The organism is Thermoanaerobaculia bacterium, assembly GCA_035593605.1.
Lineage (GTDB): Bacteria > Acidobacteriota > Thermoanaerobaculia > UBA2201 > DAOSWS01 > DAOSWS01.
In genome coordinates, this window is the sequence record DAOSWS010000045.1 from 1 (window position 1) to 18,063 (window position 18,063).

The 18,063-nt window shown below is 56.7% G+C and carries 22 protein-coding genes; 8 read left to right on the top strand and 14 right to left on the bottom strand.

What is annotated here, in order from left to right; translation table 11 throughout:
• Positions 1 to 128 precede the first annotated feature (128 nt).
• Genes priA through PLD04_14900 form a run of 14 tightly spaced genes read right to left on the bottom strand, consistent with a single transcriptional unit; the run spans position 129 to position 12,168 of the window.
• Positions 129 to 2,537 carry a primosomal protein N' gene (gene priA, locus PLD04_14835; protein HXK69603.1) on the bottom strand — a complete coding sequence of 803 codons (2,409 nt, stop codon included), beginning with the start codon at positions 2,535 to 2,537 and terminating at the stop codon, positions 129 to 131.
• Between the two features lie 10 nt (positions 2,538 to 2,547).
• Positions 2,548 to 3,195, bottom strand: coding sequence for a uracil-DNA glycosylase (locus PLD04_14840; protein ID HXK69604.1), 648 nt, complete (start codon positions 3,193 to 3,195; stop codon positions 2,548 to 2,550).
• Entirely contained in the window at positions 3,192 to 4,367 is a 1,176-nt protein-coding gene (gene coaBC / locus PLD04_14845; GenBank protein HXK69605.1) for a bifunctional phosphopantothenoylcysteine decarboxylase/phosphopantothenate--cysteine ligase CoaBC, read from the bottom strand. Before coaBC ends, PLD04_14840 begins: the two co-directional genes overlap by 4 nt.
• The gene (gene rpoZ, locus PLD04_14850) at positions 4,346 to 4,573 is read right to left on the bottom strand and encodes a DNA-directed RNA polymerase subunit omega (GenBank protein HXK69606.1); all 228 of its coding nucleotides are present in this window, start codon (positions 4,571 to 4,573) and stop codon (positions 4,346 to 4,348) included. The genes coaBC and rpoZ overlap by 22 nt, the downstream gene beginning before the upstream one ends.
• Positions 4,570 to 5,226, bottom strand: coding sequence for a guanylate kinase (gene gmk / locus PLD04_14855; GenBank protein ID HXK69607.1), 657 nt, complete (start codon positions 5,224 to 5,226; stop codon positions 4,570 to 4,572). Before gmk ends, rpoZ begins: the two co-directional genes overlap by 4 nt.
• Positions 5,201 to 6,061 carry a YicC family protein gene (locus tag PLD04_14860; protein HXK69608.1) on the bottom strand — a complete coding sequence of 287 codons (861 nt, stop codon included), beginning with the start codon at positions 6,059 to 6,061 and terminating at the stop codon, positions 5,201 to 5,203. The genes gmk and PLD04_14860 overlap by 26 nt, the downstream gene beginning before the upstream one ends.
• Positions 6,061 to 7,872: an ABC transporter transmembrane domain-containing protein gene (locus tag PLD04_14865; GenBank protein ID HXK69609.1), complete on the bottom strand. Its 1,812-nt coding sequence runs from the start codon at positions 7,870 to 7,872 to the stop codon at positions 6,061 to 6,063. Before PLD04_14865 ends, PLD04_14860 begins: the two co-directional genes overlap by 1 nt.
• Positions 7,869 to 8,951: a lipid-A-disaccharide synthase gene (lpxB, locus tag PLD04_14870; protein HXK69610.1), complete on the bottom strand. Its 1,083-nt coding sequence runs from the start codon at positions 8,949 to 8,951 to the stop codon at positions 7,869 to 7,871. Before lpxB ends, PLD04_14865 begins: the two co-directional genes overlap by 4 nt.
• The gene (locus PLD04_14875; protein ID HXK69611.1) at positions 8,933 to 9,292 is read right to left on the bottom strand and encodes a VanZ family protein; all 360 of its coding nucleotides are present in this window, start codon (positions 9,290 to 9,292) and stop codon (positions 8,933 to 8,935) included. Before PLD04_14875 ends, lpxB begins: the two co-directional genes overlap by 19 nt.
• Positions 9,262 to 9,441: a hypothetical protein gene (locus PLD04_14880; GenBank protein ID HXK69612.1), complete on the bottom strand. Its 180-nt coding sequence runs from the start codon at positions 9,439 to 9,441 to the stop codon at positions 9,262 to 9,264. The genes PLD04_14875 and PLD04_14880 overlap by 31 nt, the downstream gene beginning before the upstream one ends.
• A complete protein-coding gene (locus PLD04_14885; GenBank protein HXK69613.1) occupies positions 9,431 to 9,799 on the bottom strand; it encodes a hypothetical protein in 369 nt (122 codons plus the stop codon). Before PLD04_14885 ends, PLD04_14880 begins: the two co-directional genes overlap by 11 nt.
• Positions 9,796 to 10,278, bottom strand: coding sequence for an HIT domain-containing protein (locus PLD04_14890; protein HXK69614.1), 483 nt, complete (start codon positions 10,276 to 10,278; stop codon positions 9,796 to 9,798). Before PLD04_14890 ends, PLD04_14885 begins: the two co-directional genes overlap by 4 nt.
• Before the next feature lie 10 nt (positions 10,279 to 10,288).
• A complete protein-coding gene (locus PLD04_14895; protein ID HXK69615.1) occupies positions 10,289 to 10,564 on the bottom strand; it encodes an HU family DNA-binding protein in 276 nt (91 codons plus the stop codon).
• Positions 10,561 to 12,168, bottom strand: a complete 1,608-nt coding sequence (locus PLD04_14900) for a 30S ribosomal protein S1 (protein HXK69616.1) — start codon at positions 12,166 to 12,168, stop codon at positions 10,561 to 10,563. Before PLD04_14900 ends, PLD04_14895 begins: the two co-directional genes overlap by 4 nt.
• A gap of 158 nt (positions 12,169 to 12,326) precedes the next feature.
• Here PLD04_14900 and PLD04_14905 point away from each other — a divergent pair, with 158 nt between their 5' ends.
• The 8 genes from PLD04_14905 (at position 12,327) to fusA (ending at position 17,996) form a co-directional block, all read left to right on the top strand.
• Positions 12,327 to 13,187 (top strand): aminotransferase class IV, encoded by an 861-nt coding sequence (locus PLD04_14905; protein HXK69617.1) that lies wholly within the window; start codon positions 12,327 to 12,329, stop codon positions 13,185 to 13,187.
• Positions 13,188 to 13,199: 12 nt separating this feature from the next.
• The gene (locus PLD04_14910; GenBank protein ID HXK69618.1) at positions 13,200 to 13,508 is read left to right on the top strand and encodes a 2Fe-2S iron-sulfur cluster-binding protein; all 309 of its coding nucleotides are present in this window, start codon (positions 13,200 to 13,202) and stop codon (positions 13,506 to 13,508) included.
• A gap of 36 nt (positions 13,509 to 13,544) precedes the next feature.
• Positions 13,545 to 14,012, top strand: a complete 468-nt coding sequence (locus PLD04_14915; GenBank protein ID HXK69619.1) for a type II secretion system protein — start codon at positions 13,545 to 13,547, stop codon at positions 14,010 to 14,012.
• Positions 13,996 to 14,427: a hypothetical protein gene (locus PLD04_14920; GenBank protein HXK69620.1), complete on the top strand. Its 432-nt coding sequence runs from the start codon at positions 13,996 to 13,998 to the stop codon at positions 14,425 to 14,427. Before PLD04_14915 ends, PLD04_14920 begins: the two co-directional genes overlap by 17 nt.
• Position 14,428: 1 nt before the next feature.
• On the top strand, positions 14,429 to 14,821 hold the full coding sequence (locus tag PLD04_14925; protein ID HXK69621.1) for a hypothetical protein: 393 nt from the start codon (positions 14,429 to 14,431) through the stop codon (positions 14,819 to 14,821).
• A gap of 234 nt (positions 14,822 to 15,055) precedes the next feature.
• Positions 15,056 to 15,430: a 30S ribosomal protein S12 gene (gene rpsL, locus PLD04_14930; GenBank protein ID HXK69622.1), complete on the top strand. Its 375-nt coding sequence runs from the start codon at positions 15,056 to 15,058 to the stop codon at positions 15,428 to 15,430.
• 11 nt (positions 15,431 to 15,441) lie between these two features.
• Entirely contained in the window at positions 15,442 to 15,912 is a 471-nt protein-coding gene (gene rpsG / locus PLD04_14935) for a 30S ribosomal protein S7 (protein ID HXK69623.1), read from the top strand.
• Positions 15,913 to 15,917: 5 nt separating this feature from the next.
• On the top strand, positions 15,918 to 17,996 hold the full coding sequence (gene fusA / locus PLD04_14940) for an elongation factor G (GenBank protein ID HXK69624.1): 2,079 nt from the start codon (positions 15,918 to 15,920) through the stop codon (positions 17,994 to 17,996).
• Positions 17,997 to 18,063 lie beyond the last annotated feature (67 nt).

Below are 18,063 nucleotides of genomic sequence, written 5' to 3' on the forward strand. Positions count from 1 at the left end.
ATATTTCATTTTCCAGTCACAACGTTTGGACACTACTGGGACTGTCCCTATTTTAATTGTTGGTAAGTTGTGGAATGTGAGATAGAAAGGCGTATGGCGACATGTCCGCCTGAGGTTGACCGGGGATGTTATAGGAAGGTGTAGGGATCGATGTCGACGGTAATGTTGGAGGAGAGGCTGTCCCCCAGGGCTGCCCGCGTGACAGCCCGAAGCACTCCCCGATGCTCGGCCCGGAGGAGGATCTGGAATCGATGTTTCCCCCTGAGCCGGGCCAGGGGGGCGGGGGCAGGGCCCATCATGATGACCCGCCCGGAATGGGAGTGGGCGCGGAGGCGCACAGAGAGGTCTCTCGCCGTCAATTCGGCCCGTTTCATCGAGGTGGCGGATATCTGCAGAAGGATCATGTGGGAAAAGGGCGGATACTTGAGGGCCCTTCGCAGGCGGATCTCCCTTTCGTAAAAAGCGTCAAAGTCCTGGGAGACTGCATGCTTCACCGCATAGTGCTCGGGGAAGGAGGTCTGAATGATCACGTGTCCCGGGTCTTTTCCCCTTCCCGCACGCCCGGAGACCTGCGTGAGCAGGGTGAAGACGTGCTCGGCAGCCCGGAAATCGGGAAGGTTCAGCATCTGATCCACCGTCAGAACACCCACCAGGGTCACGGAGGGGAAATCGTGCCCCTTTGCGATCATCTGGGTGCCGATGAGGCACTGGATGCGTCCCAGGCTGAAGAGGTGGAGGGTCTCCTTCAGCTTTCCCCGCTTTGCCATGGAGTCCCGGTCCACGACGGCCGAACGGACTCCGGGAAAGATCTGACGCAGTTTTTCTTCCACCTTTTCTGTCCCGATGCCGACGGTTTCAAGAAGCTCCTGTCCGCATTCGGGGCAGGATTCGGGGATCGGCATCCTGTGGTTGCAGTAATGGCAGAGAAGGACCTTCCACCTTCGGTGAACGGTGTGGTTCACACTGCAGGCGGGGCAGGGAAAGGTCATGCCGCACAGCCTGCACATCAGGTAGGGGGCATAGCCCTTCCGGGTCACAAGCAGCATTGCCTGCTTCCCGGCGGAGAAGGTCTGTTCCATGGCCTCCCGGAGAGGAGTGGAAAAGATCACGAGACCATGCTCTTCCGGGTCAGGAGGCTCATTACGAAGATCGGTAATCGTAACCGCCGGCAGTGTGGCTTCGCCGATTCGGCGATTCAGACGGACCAGCGAGTAGCGTTCGAGGTCGGCATTATGCCGGGAGACCAGGGACGGGGTGGCGGATCCCAGGATCACGACTCCTTTGCTTTCCCGGGCCCGCACGATGCTGAGGTCCCGTGCGTGGTACCGCGGGGCATTTTCCTGCTTGTAGGCGGCGTCCTGTTCTTCATCCACGATGATCAGGGCCGGACGTTGCAGAGGGGCAAAAACAGCGGAGCGGGGTCCGATGACAACCTGAATATCTCCCTTCCGGATCTTTTCATATTCCTGGGTTCGTTCCCGGTCGTTCAGCCCGGAATGGAGGATGGCCAGCCGTGATCCGAACAGTGCTTTCAGACGACGGGCTGGCGCAAGGGTAAGGGCGATTTCCGGAACCAGATAGAGGGCCGTGCGGCCCTGCTCTACAGCGTCGGCAATGGCGTGCAGATAGATCTCGGTCTTCCCGGATGAGGTGATTCCCTGCAGTAAAAAGGTGGAAAAGCTTTCTGCCCGTATCGATTCCCGGATCTTTCCGGCGGCTTCCTCCTGATCCGGTGTCAGTGGATGCAGGGGTGGCCCCTCCCAGTCGGGAAGGGCGTGGCTGGTAAGGTCCAGATCGATTTGCTGATCGGAGACCCGAAGGAGCCCGGCCCGGATCATGGCTTGAATTGTGGAAGAAGAACAGGGAGTCCAGGCGGTGATTTCATCTTCCGTCAGGGGACGATTCTCTTCCGCAAGAAGGCGGAGGACTTCTTTCTGTCGGGGCGATCGTTTGCATTTCTCCAGGAGGATTTCCAGGCTCTTTCCGGGCAGGCTGAAGAGCCTGCGCACCGCCACGTGCTTGCCTTCCGGGAGAAATCCCTTCACTTCGCCGGAGCTGACCAGTGCCTCGATTCGTTCATACCAGCCGGGACGTTCCTGGACTTCGGACAGGGTGAGGCGTCCCCGGGAGAGGAGGGATCCCGTCAACTCTCCGGTCAGGGTACCCTTCTCATATCGACGGGCAGTCCCCTTTACCGTTGGCTTGTAATAGGGTTCCTCGAGACGGGTCAGAGACCCCGGAAGGGTGGCCAGGAGCGCCTGACCCACGGGAACCATATAGTATTCCGCCATCCAGAGACCCAGGCTGAGGATTTCCCCGGCGAGGGCCGGTGTCCGGTCCAGGATGCAGGCGATGGATTTGATGGGAAAGGAAGGAAGGGGTCCCTCGGTGCGGCCGGTTATCACGCCAAGGTGGCGCTGATGCTTGAAGGGTACGATGACTCTTGAACCCGGCTGTGCCAGGGATTGGAGATGATCGGGAACGGAGTAGGTAAAGGTCGTAAAGAGGGGGAGGGGGAGAGCGACCTCGATGAACATGGAGCGCCGGTCAGCTCGATGCGGGGAGAGGCAGACCCAGACGGCGCATGACCTCCTGGAGATCTTCCCAGGCTTCCCGTTTTTTTCCGGGTTGTCTCAGGAGGAAGGAGGGGTGAAAGGTGGGCATGACCGGGATTCCCCGGTAGGCATACCAGTGGCCTCTCATCTTGGAAATCGGCTCTGCCGATCCTGTAAGGACCTGGGAAGAAACACGGCCCAGTGCGACAATGACTTCCGGTTGGATCAGTTCCAGCTGGCGGATGAGGTATCCGATGCATGCATCCGCCTCTTCGGGCTCGGGGTCCCGGTTGCCGGGAGGCCGGCATTTCAAGATATTGCAGATGTAGACCTGTTCCCGTGACAGCCCCATGGCGCCGATCATCCGGGTCAAAAGCTGGCCGGCCCGCCCGACAAAGGGCTCTCCCTGGCGGTCCTCATCCGCTCCCGGTGCTTCTCCCACAAAAACGAGCCGGGCCTCGATGTCGCCCGTCCCAAAGACGGTCTGGGTTCTGCCGGCGTGCAGCTTGCACTTTGTGCAGGCGGATACGATAGCTTCCAGTTCCTTTACGTCCCCGGCCGCTTCACCTTTCGTATGCTTGACCCCCAGGTAGGTGTATTCGAAACCCAGGGTGTGAAAGTAGTCGGCCCACTGCTTCATGATCGGACCACGTGCTGGAGGATTCGGCGGGCGATATCGGATTTGGAACTTCGGGGAAGGTGGATGGACGGGCCCTGCCGGGGGTAGATGAAGACTTCGTTGTGATCCGATGCAAATCCGATGGAGGAGTCGCTGACATCATTGGCTACAATGAAGTCGGCACCCTTGGCCGCCATTTTTTCTCGAACCCGGGTCTCGTCCAGGGTGGTTTCCGCCGCAAAGGCCACGATGGTCAGGTCAGGGCAGGCCTTGCGGACCGACGCGAGAATGTCCGCTGTGGGTTCCAGGGTGAGGGGGAGCGAATTCCCTGTCCTTCGGATCTTTTCGCTGGAGATTTCGTTCAGCTTGAAATCTCCAACGGCGGCGGTCATCAGCAGGAGGTCTGCTTCACCGGCCCGTGAAAGGACGGCATCCGTCATTTCCCCGGCTGTTGAAACCGGGATCGATGTGACGCCATAGGGAGGCTCGGTGGAGAGAGGGCCGTGAACCAGGGTGACCGTCGCACCCTCCCGATAGGCTTCCGCCGCGAGGTGAACGCCCATCTTTCCCGTCGAAGGATTGGAAAGGAACCGAACCGGGTCGATCGGCTCACGGGTCGGTCCTGCGGTTACGAGGATCTTTCGGCCCGTAAGAAGGGGTTCCGGATTTCCTGCTCGCCGAGACGCAGCCACGATGGCGGGTATCTCGGCCAGCCTTCCCTGTCCCCAGTCCCCGCAGGCCAGCTCCCCGGATTCGGGTTCGACGAGGATGACCCCCCGCTGAATCAGAATTTCCAGGTTTTCCCGTACGGCGGGGTGGTCCCACATATGAACGTTCATGGCGGGAGCCAGTACGACAGGTCCGGGATGGGCGAGATAGTAGGTGCTGAGCTGATCGTCGGCAAGACCGCGGGCGAACTTGGCCAGGATATTCGCAGTGGCGGGGGCTACGACAAGTACGTCGGCCCACTTTCCAAGGTCGACATGGTCTACGGCTTCCCGGCCGTGCTCGGGAAACATATCGAGAAATACTTCGTGTCCGGACAGGACGCCCAGGGTCATGGGGGTGATGAATCGTGTGGCATGTGCCGTCATCATCACCCTGACTTCATCCCCGCTCCGCCGCCACGAGCGGATCAGTTCTGCGGCCTTATAGGCTGCAATTCCTCCGGTTACTCCGAGGACGACTCGCATGGATAGGGACCGATTACGACCTCTTTCCCTTCCTGGGAAGTGAATTTCACGCCGATTTTATCCTGCATCACTTCTTCGAGGGCAATGTAAGTGGGTTTGGAGTCGCGGGGGGGGATTCGAGTTGTTTCCCCGTCGATCAGGCGACCGGCCCTCTCAGCGGATACAAGGATGAGTCTATATATGCTGTCAAATTTCCCGATTCTCACGGTGCCTCCTTCGTTGGCAAAAAGGTATCTAACACGGCCTGAATCTTTCCGGCCATACGTTCCCGGCACAGGCGCCGGGCCCGGATAATGGTCTTTAGATCTTCAACGGCGCGGGTAAGGTCTTCATTTATCATAACATAATCGTAGTGTGCCGATTGCATTAACTCACCTCCTGCATTCCTGAGGCGGGTTTCGATTTCCGATTCACTGTCCGAGAGGCGGTTCAGGAGCCGGCTCCTCAGTTCCTCGAATGAGGGGGGGAGCAGAAGAATGTGAATGGATTCGGGACAACGGTCCTTGACCTGGCGTGATCCCTGAACATCGATGTCCAGAATGATGTCGGTCCCGGCCTGCCTGGCTTTATCTACCGTCTCCGCGGAAGTTCCATAGAGGTTGTTGTGGACCTCGGCCCACTCCAGGAAGAGACCCTTCTCAGCCATGGCATGGAAGGTCTCCACCTCCACGAAGTGATAATCAATTCCGTCATGTTCGCCCGGTCGGGGAGAGCGGGTGGTGGTGGATACAGAAAAGGCGACGGAATCGATGGATTCCAGCACTCCCCGGATTACGGAGGTCTTCCCGCATCCGGAAGGCGCGGAGAGGACGAAGAGGTCGCCCGGAATCGGGTCACTCGATGTTCTGGATCTGTTCACGAAATTTCTCGTTGGCCAGCTTTGCCTTGACAACCAGTTCGCGAGTATCCACGTCTTTCAGCTTCTGGCCCATCGTGTTGAGCTCGCGGTGGAGTTCCTGCGTGAAAAAATTGAGCTCCTTGCCGACAGGTGTCGAGGGTTCCGAGAGCATCGTTCCCATCGATTCCACAAAGCGGCGGGCCCGGACCATTTCCTCCCGGATATCCATGCGCATACTTAAGAGGCCGGCTTCGGTCACGATTCGTTCTTCGGAGACTTCCTCGCCGATGAGCTCATCGAGACGCTCCCTGAGCTCGTTCATGATCGTCGGGACCAGGTTTTCGACCTCGTCTTCAAGCCGTTCGAGGACCGCTTCGACCTCCTTCAGCTGGTGGAGCAGGTCGGGAAGGAGACGGGAGGCCTCCTCGGCACGGACCTCAAGGACTTCTTCCAGGGCCGATTCCACGGAGGCCAGGACTATTTCCGAGGATTCCTCCGACAGGTCGCTCGTATCCTGTTTCATGCTTTCCGGAAGAAGGAGCAGGGAACCCGGGATCGGTTCATCGGGGAAGAGGTCCTGCCAGTCTTCCGCTACCGCCCGGATGTAGCTGGAATTCAGGAGTCCACCCGTGACCATCGGTCCTCCCTGGAGCCTGGCCGTGATGTTGACCTTTCCCCGGGAAAGATAGGCGGCAGTGAGCTGTCGAATGTCGGATTCCAGGGAGGCGAGGAGATCGGGAAGGGATATCTGCAATTCCATAAAGCGGTGATTGACGCTTCGAACCGTGACGGTCAGGTTTCTTCCATCCGGTAACGTGCGCCTGCACTGGGCGTAACCAGTCATGCTGTAGAGCATCAGGCCTCCTCGAACATCTGCATGCGGACCATGCCGGCGTAGTGTCCACCCCGGGCCATCAGTTCGGTATGGGTACCCTCTTCGATCACACGGCCGTTATCCAGGACAATGATTTTGTCGGCATGCTTCACCGTGGAAAGGCGATGCGCGATCACAAGGGTGGTCCTTCCGACCATCAGGGTATCCAGGGCTTTCTGGACGAGGGTTTCCGATTCGGAGTCCAGGGAGGAGGTGGCCTCGTCCAGGATCAGGATCGGCGGATCTTTGGCCAGGGCACGGGCAATGCTGAGCCTCTGCCTCTGTCCTCCCGAAAGGGTGACCCCGCTCTCCCCGATAATTGTGTCGAATCCCCGGGGCAGGTTTTCGATGAACTCGAGGGCGTACGCAGCTTTCGCGGCCTCCCGTACCTTCTGCGGGTCGGTCGAGGGGCTGGCGTAGGCGATGTTGCTCAGGACCGTATCGTTGAAGAGGATTGTCTGCTGGGTCACGATTCCCATTTTATCCCGCAGGCTCTGTTTTTGGAACTCCTGGATATCCACGCCGTCGATGGCGATCCGTCCCGCGGTTGCGTCGTAAAAGCGGGGCAGGAGAAGAGAAAGCGTGGACTTTCCCGCTCCGGAGGATCCCACGATCGCTATGACCTGACCCCGTTTGACCTGGAAGGTCACGCCGCGGAGGACTTCCCCCTTTTCTTCGGTGTAGAGGAACCGCACGTCTTCAAAGGTGATCTCTTCAGAAACTCCGGGAAAGGGGCGGGTTCCGTCGGCTATGAACTCATCTTCCATGTCCGTCAGGGCAAAGACCCGGTCTGCGGCCACGGAGGCCTGCTGGAGCGCGAGGTTAACCTTGTTCAACTTCTTTATCGGTGCGTACATCATGAAAATGGCACCCAGGAAGGATGAAAATTCACCGATCGACATCCTGCCCTGGCTGATTTCATGTCCGGCATAGAGAAACATTCCCAGCGCGAGCATGATGCCCAGGGTTTCAATGACCGGAGCGCTGATCGATTGGACCAGCCTGGCTCGCAGGTTTGCGTGGAGGTGCCGGTCTGCCGTCAGGAGAAATCGGTTATTTTCATGATTTTCTGCGTTAAAGGCTTTTACGATCAGGCTTCCCTGGAACGTTTCCGTGAGGAGTCCCGCCATTCGGGCCATCTCTTCCTGGCTGCGTCTCGACGACTTTCGAAGGCTTCGAGAAAACCGGATGATGGGATAGAGGGTTAACGGTGCGATGATGAGGGCGAAGGCGGAAAGTTTCATGTTAATGGAAACGATCAGAAGGAGGAGTCCCAGAAGCTTGATCGATTCCTGAACGATATCGCCCAGCCGTTCGGCCATGGCGGATTCGATGAAGAGAACGTCACTGATGATGCGGGAAACCAGCTCTCCCGTGGAGGAGAGGGAGAAGAAGCGAAGGGGCATGTACGTCAAACGGCGGTAAAGGAATTTCCGGATGTCCTGAACCATGGAAAGGCCCACAACGGCAAAGGAGTAGTGGGAGAGGAACATGAAGAAGTTATTGAAAATCATGACGACGAAGATCAGGATGGCCACGGCCGGGCGTTCACTCACTCCCATTCCTTTGAACCATGTGATCGTGTGCGCATAGAGGCTGTCCAGCCACTGCACGATGCCTGCCGAATCGACGGGCCCCTGGCTTCCGCCCAGGAGCAGGTCATCAAAGAGGGGCTTGATCAGATAGGCCTGGAGCGTCGCAAAGGCGGAAACCAGGAGCATACCCATAAGGGCCATGACAGCCCAGACCCAGTAGGTTTTTGCAAACCTGAGCATCCGAAATATATTTTTCATGCGGCATACTCCAATACGAGATCGGCCAGGGCCGGAGTCACCCGGTTTTCGCCCAGAATGGATCGAACCCGCTTCAACTCTTCATGCATGGTCCGGCGTTCCCTCTGCTCGGACAGGTAAGGTGCCAGGACCTGGCGGATGGATTCCGGCTGTGCCTCATTCTGCAGGAATTCAGGGAAGATCTTTTTGCCTGCCAGGATGTTGACGATTGAGATATGGTCTACCCGAACCATGGGGCGGAGCATCATGGCTGATACAGGGTTGAGGCGATAGACAACCACGGAAGGTACACCATGAAGTGCCGCCTCCAGCGTCGCGGTTCCGGAGGCGACGAGCGCGGCCCGGCAGTTTTGAAAGGAGCGTTCCTGCTCTACCCTGCGACCAAATCGGGTCAGGTAGGGTTGATAAAGAGCGGGATCGAGGGTGGGGGAGGGGAAGAGCCTGGGAGGAAAGCCTGATATCCCATCCATACCGGCGACTTCGAGAAAGAGGGGGAAGTGGCGCCGCACCTCCTGCAGACGGCTCCCCGGCAGAAGGGCCAGACGATCGCCGGATGGAGGCACATCGGAAAGAGGTGGAATGTCTTCCACGAGGGGATGGCCCAGATAGTCCGCTTCCACACCACGCTCCCGAAAGAAATCGACTTCAAAGGGGAAAATGACAATCCTTCGTGCAGCATAACGCCCCAGTTCCTGTACCCGATGCTCTTTCCAGGCCCACACCTGGGGGCAGATGTAGTAGATCACCGGGATCCCCATCGCATGGAGTTTTCGCATCAGGGGAAAGTTGAACCCCGGATAGTCCAGAAGGAGGGCCGCTTTTACAGGATTTTCCCTGCAGTGGCGCAGGATGGAGCGGTAGGTCTTTCGAATTCGGCGGTAGTGGCGAAGAACCTCCAAGAGACCCATCACCGCCATGTCCGATGCGTGGGCAACGGGTGTAAGGCCCTGCCGGATACAGGCATCACCTCCGATTCCCCAGAAGGAAAGAGCGGGATTCCGCCGTGAAAGCTCTTCCAGAACTTTTCCGGCGTATCGATCCGCGGATGCCTCCGCCGCAACTACCAGGATTTCGGCCACAACCGTAAAAGAACCGCCGCTGTTATGGCTCCGATCCCGTTGGCTACCAAATCACTCACCGTCATGGTTCGCCCGGGAATTATGAGCTGAATCAGCTCCATGATGAGGCCAAAGGTGATCGCTCCGGGGAGGACGATGGTCCAGTGGATCGGGACCTTCAGCCAGATCAGGGCAAGGAAAAAGTAAAGAATGGTATGGGCAACGAGATCTCCATGGGAAAACCCGGCCGGCAGGCGGGGAGAGGGCCACAGAGAGAGGCCCAGAACCGCCAGGGAATAGACCGTGGCTAAAAACGGCCTCCAGGAGGGGATTACCTCGGAGGAAGAAGGTACATCAGCCATGCGACGGCAATACCTCCGAGAACCATGTAAGCTAGAATTTTCAGAAAGAGCTTCACCATCTCCCTGCGTTCTTCTCTCCAGAAAATGGCAAAGAATGCTGAAGTCAGTAGGGAAAAAATCACCATGTAAAGGATGTGGCTATTGGGCACGGCGCTTCCCCTTGAAGATGTCATGGACTTCGATGAGCAAAAGGAGGTTCATCATCCCGGCCGAGAGAAGGAATAGCGTTCCGTAATCCGAAGTCGGAGCTTCCGGAACACCCCGGTATCCGGCAATGAGCCCCAGGATCAGATAGGGCAGTCCCATGCCGAGCTGTCCGAGTGAGGCAAGATAACTGATGATATCGCCGTGAGTGGGGACAAACATCCTTCCTTTCAAAACGATGCCAAGGATGATCAGGGTAAAGATGATTGCAGCATAGGCTCCCGCTCGTCGATAGGCGCGGGTTGCGACGTGGCCGAGTCCCGGAAAGAGCCAGGTCAGGAAGAAAAGGATGGGAAGGTTCACAGGGCGATCCTGTCTTTCAGGTTGGCAAAGGTGACGGAAAGATCTTCCGGGATCATGCGTGTATCCGCGAGCACCCGCATGAAATTGTGGTCCCCGTTCCACCGGGGCACGATATGCATGTGGAGATGGTCCTCAATTCCGGCTCCGGCTACCCGGCCCAGATTCATGCCTACATTGTACCCGTGGGGTCCGTAGACTTCTCCCAGCACCTGTGTGCAGTGAGCGACAAGGTCCATCATGTCGGACTTCTCCTCCGGGGAAAGGCCGGCAAGGTCCGCCGTATGGCGACGGGGGGCCACCATGAGGTGGCCATTAATGTAGGGATACCGATTTAACATGATTATGGAGTAGTTCGTGCACCCCAGACGCAGGACGTCAAAGGGATCTCCTTCATGCCCGGATGCATGACAAAAGATGCATGCCCCCGTTGAACCTTGTTTGATGTAGGCGTACCGCCAGGGGGTGAATAGGATGGGCATGGGGGCGCCATCACTGATTCAGAATGGTCCTGAGCTCCTTGCCGGGTTTGAAGTAGGGTACCTTCTTGGAAGGCACCTTGATGGGTTTGCCTGTCCGCGGATTTCGGGCATTACGAGCTCTGCGTTCCCGAATGCGAAAGGAGCCGAAGCCCCGAATCTCCACCTTTTCACCCTGATTCAGAGCGGAGACGATGGAGTCGATCACCGATTTGACGATGACCTCTGCATCTTTCTTGCTGATCCCGGCTTCCTTGGCCACGATCTCGACAAGCTCAGCTTTGGTCATAACTCATCTCCTTCAAGTTCTTTCATGCTCAATCCGAGTCTCCGGGTTTCCTTCTCGACTCGGATAATTTTAACCTTGACCGTATCCCCGGCCACGAACATCCTTTCCAATCGCTGATTGGGTGCCCGTTTAATTTCAGTAATGTGGACGAGGCCTTCCACGCCCTTGGCCACTTCAACGAAGACGCCGAATTCCGTGATGCGGGTGACAACACCCTCACAGAGGTCGGCGATATCGTGGGAGGATACGAAGTGATCCCACTCGTCAGGAACCGCGTCCTTGATGCTCAGGGATACGCGCTGACGATCGGGTTCGATGTTGGTGATGACAGCTTCCACTTCCTGGCCCTTTTCAAGGACTTCGCTCGGATGCTGAAGGGTGCGGTTGCGGGCGATGTCTGAGATGTGAACCAGTCCGTCAATGCCTTCCTCGATTTCAATGAAAGCGCCGAAATCGGTGAGGTTCCGGACCTTACCCGTGATCTTGGATCCGACCTTATATTTTGTCGCCAGGTCAAACCAGGGATTGGGTTCCGTCTGCCGCAGGCTTAAGGAAATTTTCCGTTCGGGAAGGTTGACGTCCGTGATGGCGACTTCCACCTCGTCTCCTACAGAGAGAACATTCTCAGGGCGATGGACCTTTTTGGTCCAGGACATTTCGGATACGTGAAGGAGGCCTTCGACACCCGGTTCGAGTTCGATAAAGGCACCGTAATCCACCAGGGAGACAACCTTTCCATTGACCTTCTTTCCCAGAGGATACTTTTCTTCGACGATGTTCCATGGATCTTCCTGGGTCTGCTTCATTCCCAGGCTTATCTTTTCATTGTCCATGTCGATGTTCAGAACCATGACCTTCAGGTCATCGCCGGGCTTCAGAACGTCGGAGGGATGGTTGACCCGTCCCCATGAGATGTCGGTGACGTGGAGCAGACCATCGATCCCGCCTATATCCACAAACGCACCGTAGTCCGTGATATTTTTAACTTTGCCGTCCAGGACCTGTCCGATCTTGATGCCGGCCAGGATTTCACGGCGCTGTCCTTCCATTTCTTTTTCCAGAATCACTCTGCGTGACACGACAACGCTCTTCTTGCGGCGGTTGAACTGAAGAATTTTGACATCCACCTTCTGGCCGACGATGTTGGTACGAGCTCTGCGCCGAACATCCGCCTGGCTGGAAGGAAGGAATCCGCGGATCCCGCGGAGGTCGACTTCGTAGCCGCCCTTGATTTTCTTCAGGACTTTAATGGAAACAGTTTCCTGATCTTCGAGGGCTTTTTCGATTTCAAGGATGGAAGACATTTCCAGGGCCCGGCGCCGGGAGAGTACGGCGTGGCCGGTTGAAAAATTTGCACGTTCGATGAAGACTTCAACTTCGTCACCGACCTTGTAGGGCAAATTGCCTTCGTCGTCTTTGAGCTCACCGATGGGAACTACGCCTTCACTCTTCAGGCCCACGTCTACGAGAACGTCGGTGTCGGTGATCTGGACGATTTTGCCAGAAACCACACTCCCGACTCTCGGAGTATCTAATTTCTCCTGGTAGATCTCGAGAATCTCTTCATTGAAGGTGGTTCCTTCGGGTTCGTCCTTGGGACACATGGTTAGGCCTCCTGTTACCTATACGGGTTCTTTCAAATGTAGGACGCTCATTATACTCGCCACGCCCGGGGCTGTCAACACCAAGATTTTCACTTTTTTTGCGGGATTGGGTCCGACGGGGAGCATCGAGGGCCCGGGGCTGTGATATGATGACGAACATGCATCTTGCGTATATTAACGGTGAACTTGGCCCCCGTGACGAAGCCAGGGTTTCGATTCTCGACCGTGGATTCCTCTTTGGCGACGGAGTCTATGACATGATCAAGGTCCTGGAGGGCATTCCCCTTTTCCTGAAACCACACCTGGATCGGCTCAGACAGTCCTGTGCCAAGGCGGAAATCCCCATTCCGGAAGATCTGGACCGTGCGATCGCCGCAGTGATTGGGGGCAATACCGGAATGACCGGAAGCCTCTACGTTCAGATCACACGGGGAGCCCATGTGCGAAACCACCTTCCCCCCGACGGACTCAAGCCCACCCTGGTTGTCTTTACACAGGATTACGCATTCGCGGACGAGGAAAAGGTGAAGCGGGGTTATCGGGCGGTTACGGTTCCCGATCTTCGATGGAAACGATGCGATATCAAGACGATCAGCCTGATGGGGGGGATCCTAGCCAAGCTCGACGCCCACCATCTTGGAGCCGATGAGGTTCTTTTCCTTGGAGACGATGATGAGATTCACGAGGGGGGGAGCACCAATTTCTTTGTGGTAGCCGAGGGGAAAATACGGACTCACCCCCTTAACAACCGGGCCCTTCCGGGAATCACGCGTCAGGTGGTCCTGGAAGAGGTTCGAGCGGCAGGCCATGTGCTTGTGGAGGAATCCCCACGTCTTTACAACCTGGCCGACTGGGATGAAGCCTTTCTCACAGGAACGCTCACCGGCGTTATGCCCCTTCGCATGGTGAACGGAAAACCGATCGGAAAGGGTTCGTATCCGGTTGCTCTTGATCTCTACTGGCGCCTTCGCCGCAGGGAGGCAGAAGAACTGGCCCACCAGCGCGAAGCGCGGGCCTGACCCTGCAAATGGATGGCACCCCGGGTACGATTCCGCAGCGATAAACAGGAGGGTGAAATTCCTGAGGGCAGTACCCTTCTCGATGCCGCCCTCCAGCTGGGCGTGATCCTTTCCCATGTTTGCGGAGGGATCGGCTCCTGTGGGACCTGCCGGGTCCGGATTTTAAACGGTCAGGAGAATCTTTCAGAAAAGGTGGAGGAAGAGGAAGCCCGGGACCTCGCACCCGATGTCCGCCTGGCATGTCAGAGCCATCTACACGGTGACGTGGAGGCGGATGTTGTCACAGTCCAGCCCGCGGCGGGAATCATTTCGGAATGGTAACCTCCGGGACAGGGAGGATTTGTCGTTTTCGGCCGAATGTTCGATAAGGCTACAGCCCGGTCAGCGGATGACCTGCAATCTCACGGCAACGTGGGATCCACATTTCCTGAAAACACACATTTTCGACCCTTGCGAAGAAACGGCTTTACACTGGTGGAATCTCTTGCGGCTATGGCGATCACCGGTTTTGTCCTTCTTATGGTTGTGGGAAATGCCATCCTCCTGAAACGCAACCAGTCCCGTATTCTGGAGCATCAGCAGGCCCTTCTGGCGATCTCGACGGAGGCGGATATGATCCGGGCTCACCATCGGTCCGACCTGGTGGCCGGAACCCAGATCCCCTTTTTCACCATGGCGGATCTACCCGCCAGCCTTACCTATCCAAACGGGATTGTCAGGGTAGTGGAGGACAGCCAATCGGGTTGCCTGGGCGTGCATCTCCGCCTGTCGTGGGGAAGTCAGGAACGGGCCAGGGAGGAGGTTTTCTTTGTCCTCTGCCCCTGATTTCCGCCGCAGAGCCTTCTCCGTGCTCGAAATGATCGTTTCGCTCCTGATTCTCAGCCTCTTTCTGTTCATCTTTATCCAGCTGGACTATCTCGTGAAGGAGCAGAACCAGCTTCTCTCCACGGAGGAGAATGGCCTTTCACGGGGGTTTCAGGTTCTGAATGCAGTCATAGAAGATATCCACCGGGCCGATGTCCTTATCCTTCAGGGAGCGAATGGTATTCAGCTTCATCAGGGAAGTACCCGCATCATCTGGATGTCAGTTCACGGAACGGTTGTTCGACGCGTGGATGGCCGGAAGATGCTGGAGGTTTCCTCTCAGAGACTTTCCTTTGTCCTTCATGGAGACCGCACGGTAACGGTGAAGATCGATAATCCTCCTCTGTCAGTCCGGGCGGTTGTAGGAGGTTTCTGACGTGACGAAAAATCCGAATCGAACCGGGTGCGGAACCTTCCGGAATCACGGACTGGCCCTCGTCACGATTCTCTTCTACGCCATCCTTCTTACCGGACTGGCGCTCCTCCTCATGACCCTGATTTCCAGAAAACAGGAGGAGATCTTTCGGATTCGATCGTTTATTCAGGCGGAGAACCTGGCACAGTCGGGTCTGGAAATCTCCCTGCGGCGCTGGGCTGACCTGGGATCACCTCCGGGGAACTTCCTTGTACATTGGGGAAAGGGGAGAGAATGCGAAGTACAGATCGAGCAGACGCCTTCCCGTGTGAGGATCGTGGCCAGGGGTTCAATTCGACGCGGACGGTTCCGGGTTTACCGGACCCTGGAACGTGACTTTCCCGCGCACCCATAAGTCCTCCGGCCAAACCCAAGACGTTGAGCCGTGGGGCTTGCATATCCCACGATCTTGTGGTATTCTCGTTTTCCTGCGTGAAAGATCACGCGGTCCCCTGCGGCAGAAAACGCCGTATTTAAGGGGAAACCCCCCTTGACACAAGGGAATATTTTTGCTAACGTATTGGGCCTTGGTGGCCAAGGTTTCACCTGATCTCTTGGTCCAACATCAAAAAACGTGACGAGGTTTTGTATGGCAACCATCAATCAGTTGGTGCGCTATGGGCGCCGAAAACTTAAAACGAAGAGCGGCGCTCCGGCGCTTCAGAGATGCCCGCAGAGACGCGGGGTCTGTACGCGCGTCTTTACGACCACGCCCAAGAAGCCCAATTCGGCGCTTCGGAAAGTTGCGCGTGTGCGTCTCTCCAACAGTGTCGAGGTGACCTCGTACATACCCGGTGAAGGCCATCAGCTCCAGGAGCACTCCGTGGTTCTGGTTCGCGGGGGACGTGTGAAGGACCTCCCGGGCGTGCGGTATCACATCATCCGTGGACACCTTGATGCCACCGGTGTAAACGATCGAAAACAGGGCCGTTCCAAGTACGGAACGAAGCGGCCCAAGGCCTGAGGAGGTACGTCATGCCACGGAGGAGAGAGGTACCCGTTCGCGAGATCCTTCCGGATCCCGTATACGGAAGCACCCTTGTTTCCAAGTTCGTCAACAGCATTATGAAAGACGGAAAAAAATCCACGGCTGAGGGAATTTTCTACCATGCCATGGACAATATCAAAGATAAGTCCGGGGAAGATCCCCTGAAGGTCTTCAAGCAGGCGATTGAAAATGTAAAACCTGTGCTGGAAGTCCGGTCCCGCCGCGTGGGCGGTGCCACCTATCAGGTCCCCGTCGAAGTAAATCCCAAACGCCGGCTCTCCCTGGCCCTTCGCTGGATTCTTACTGCAACTCGATCCCGTTCCGGAAAGGGAATGGCCGACAAGCTTGCCCAGGAGCTGCTGGACGCGTACCACAACCGCGGAACCGCCATCAAGAAGAAAGAAGATACGCACAAAATGGCGGAGGCGAATAAGGCTTTTGCGCACTATCGCTGGTAATTCCTATGCCCCGTCTCGTCCCTCTTCCCCGCATTCGCAATATAGGTATCATGGCGCACATCGATGCCGGGAAGACGACTACCACCGAGAGGATCCTTTACTACACGGGTATTTCTCACAAAATCGGAGAGGTCCACGAGGGTACGGCGGTTATGGACTGGATGGCGCAGGAAAAGGAACGCGGCATCACGATTACGGCTGCCGCGACAACCTGTTTCTGGCAGGATTATCGCGTCAACATCATTGATACGCCCGGCCACGTGGATTTTACGGCCGAGGTGGAACGAAGTCTTCGCGTATTGGACGGCGTTGTCGCCGTCTTTTGTGCTGTTGGGGGCGTGGAACCCCAGTCCGAAACCGTATGGCACCAGGCTGAACGGTATCGGGTCCCCCGCATTGCCTTCGTAAACAAGATGGATCGTGTGGGGTCGGATTTCTTCGGCGTCGTCGCGGAAATGAAGGAAAAGCTTGGAGCCGAAGCGATTCCTGTTCAGATCCCCTGGGGAAGTGAATCCGAATTTGCCGGCGTAATTGACCTCCTGAACATGAAGGGCATTCTTTACAAATCCGAATCCCTCGGCGCGCAGTACGAGGAGGTAGATATTCCCGAATCCCTCATTCCGGAGGCGCAGATCTGGCGGGACAAGCTGGTTGATGCTGTTGTGGAATCTGACGACCACCTCCTGGAAACCTATCTCAAGGGCGGGGAAATCACGGTTGACGATCTGAAGGCCGCTCTCCGCCGGGCCACACTGTCCAATGACATGGTGCCCGTACTCTGCGGCTCGGCCTTCAAGAACAAAGGGGTTCAGCCTCTTTTGAACGCCGTCATTGATTATCTGCCCGCCCCCGTCGACGTACCGGCAGTAGAAGGGACCAACCCCCGGACAACCCGGAAGGAAGAACGGGATGCGGACGATGATAAACCGCTTACCGCTCTTGTATTTAAAATCGCAACCGATCCCTACGTGGGTCAGCTCGCCTATATCCGTGTGTACTCCGGCCATCTGAAGACCGGAGACATGGTGCTGAATGTTTCCCGCGACAAGAAGGAGCGGATTGGCCGTCTCCTGAAGATGCATGCGAACAAGCGGGAGGAGATCCAGGAAGTCTGGGCCGGAGATATCTGTGCGGTCGTGGGTCTGAAGAATGTCTTCACCGGTGAAACCGTAACCGATCCCAAGCACCCCATTGTGCTGGAATCCATGGTTTTTCCGGAACCGGTCATTTCCACAGCGATCGAACCCCGGACCAAGGGAGATCAGGACCTTCTCAAGAAATCTCTCCTGGCTCTCCAGGTGGAAGATCCCACCTTTAAAGTTCGAACAGATGAAGAAACCGGCCAGACCCTCATCAGTGGAATGGGGGAGCTTCATCTCGAGATTATCGTCGATCGCCTCACCCGTGAGTTTGGCGTGAAATCTCATGTAGGAAAACCGATGGTTTCCTACAGGGAGACAGTTACGGCCACAGGGGATGCCGAAGGAAAATACATTCGTCAGTCCGGCGGCCGCGGTCAATACGGTCATGTCAAGATACGGTTGATGCCCCATCCGGAAGACAAGGAATTTGAATTCATCAATGCCACATCAGGCGGTGTGATTCCCAAGGAATATATCCGACCCATCGAGATGGGTCTCAAGGAATCGATGGAGGTCGGAATCCTGGCCGGCTATATGGTGAAGGGGGTCAAGGTCGAACTTCTAGATGGTTCGTACCACCCGGTGGATTCCTCGGAAATCGCCTTTAAAATCGCCGCGTCCATGGCCTTCAAATCCGCAATGCGCCAGGCCGGTCCGATTCTTTTGGAACCGGTTATGGAATTGGAAGTCGTCGTCCCCGAGCTGAATGTTGGGGACGTTGTTCATGATATTAATGCACGTCGCGGCAAGGTTCTGGACGTTTCCAACCGCGGCAAAGTCCAGGTTGTTGCGTGCCGTGTTCCAATGGCGGAAATGTTCGGTTATGCAACGGATTTACGCTCCTTGACACAGGGTCGGGGAACGTATACAATGCAGTTTTTCTCTTTCGAACCTGTCCCCGAAGGGGTTGGGGTAAAGCTTATCGCCCAGATGGGGCGATAAAGGAGGTTTCGTATGGCCAAGCAGAAGTTTGAGAGGACGAAGCCGCACGTAAACGTGGGAACGATCG

Excerpts from the sequence above, each read along its gene's own strand:
- fusA (HXK69624.1), top strand. The coding sequence starts at position 15,918 with ATGCCCCGTCTCGTCCCTCTTCCCCGCATTCGCAATATAGGTATCATG.
- PLD04_14860 (HXK69608.1), bottom strand. The coding sequence starts at position 6,061 with ATGCTCTACAGCATGACTGGTTACGCCCAGTGCAGGCGCACGTTACCG.
- PLD04_14915 (HXK69619.1), top strand. The coding sequence starts at position 13,545 with ATGTTCGATAAGGCTACAGCCCGGTCAGCGGATGACCTGCAATCTCAC.
- PLD04_14910 (HXK69618.1), top strand. The coding sequence starts at position 13,200 with ATGGCACCCCGGGTACGATTCCGCAGCGATAAACAGGAGGGTGAAATT.
- priA (HXK69603.1), bottom strand. The coding sequence starts at position 2,537 with ATGTTCATCGAGGTCGCTCTCCCCCTCCCCCTCTTTACGACCTTTACC.
- PLD04_14895 (HXK69615.1), bottom strand. The coding sequence starts at position 10,564 with ATGACCAAAGCTGAGCTTGTCGAGATCGTGGCCAAGGAAGCCGGGATC.
- coaBC (HXK69605.1), bottom strand. The coding sequence starts at position 4,367 with ATGCGAGTCGTCCTCGGAGTAACCGGAGGAATTGCAGCCTATAAGGCC.
- PLD04_14905 (HXK69617.1), top strand. The coding sequence starts at position 12,327 with ATGCATCTTGCGTATATTAACGGTGAACTTGGCCCCCGTGACGAAGCC.
- PLD04_14900 (HXK69616.1), bottom strand. The coding sequence starts at position 12,168 with ATGTGTCCCAAGGACGAACCCGAAGGAACCACCTTCAATGAAGAGATT.
- PLD04_14875 (HXK69611.1), bottom strand. The coding sequence starts at position 9,292 with ATGGCTGATGTACCTTCTTCCTCCGAGGTAATCCCCTCCTGGAGGCCG.
- rpsG (HXK69623.1), top strand. The coding sequence starts at position 15,442 with ATGCCACGGAGGAGAGAGGTACCCGTTCGCGAGATCCTTCCGGATCCC.
- PLD04_14840 (HXK69604.1), bottom strand. The coding sequence starts at position 3,195 with ATGAAGCAGTGGGCCGACTACTTTCACACCCTGGGTTTCGAATACACC.
- rpsL (HXK69622.1), top strand. The coding sequence starts at position 15,056 with ATGGCAACCATCAATCAGTTGGTGCGCTATGGGCGCCGAAAACTTAAA.
- PLD04_14865 (HXK69609.1), bottom strand. The coding sequence starts at position 7,872 with ATGAAAAATATATTTCGGATGCTCAGGTTTGCAAAAACCTACTGGGTC.
- PLD04_14890 (HXK69614.1), bottom strand. The coding sequence starts at position 10,278 with ATGCCCATCCTATTCACCCCCTGGCGGTACGCCTACATCAAACAAGGT.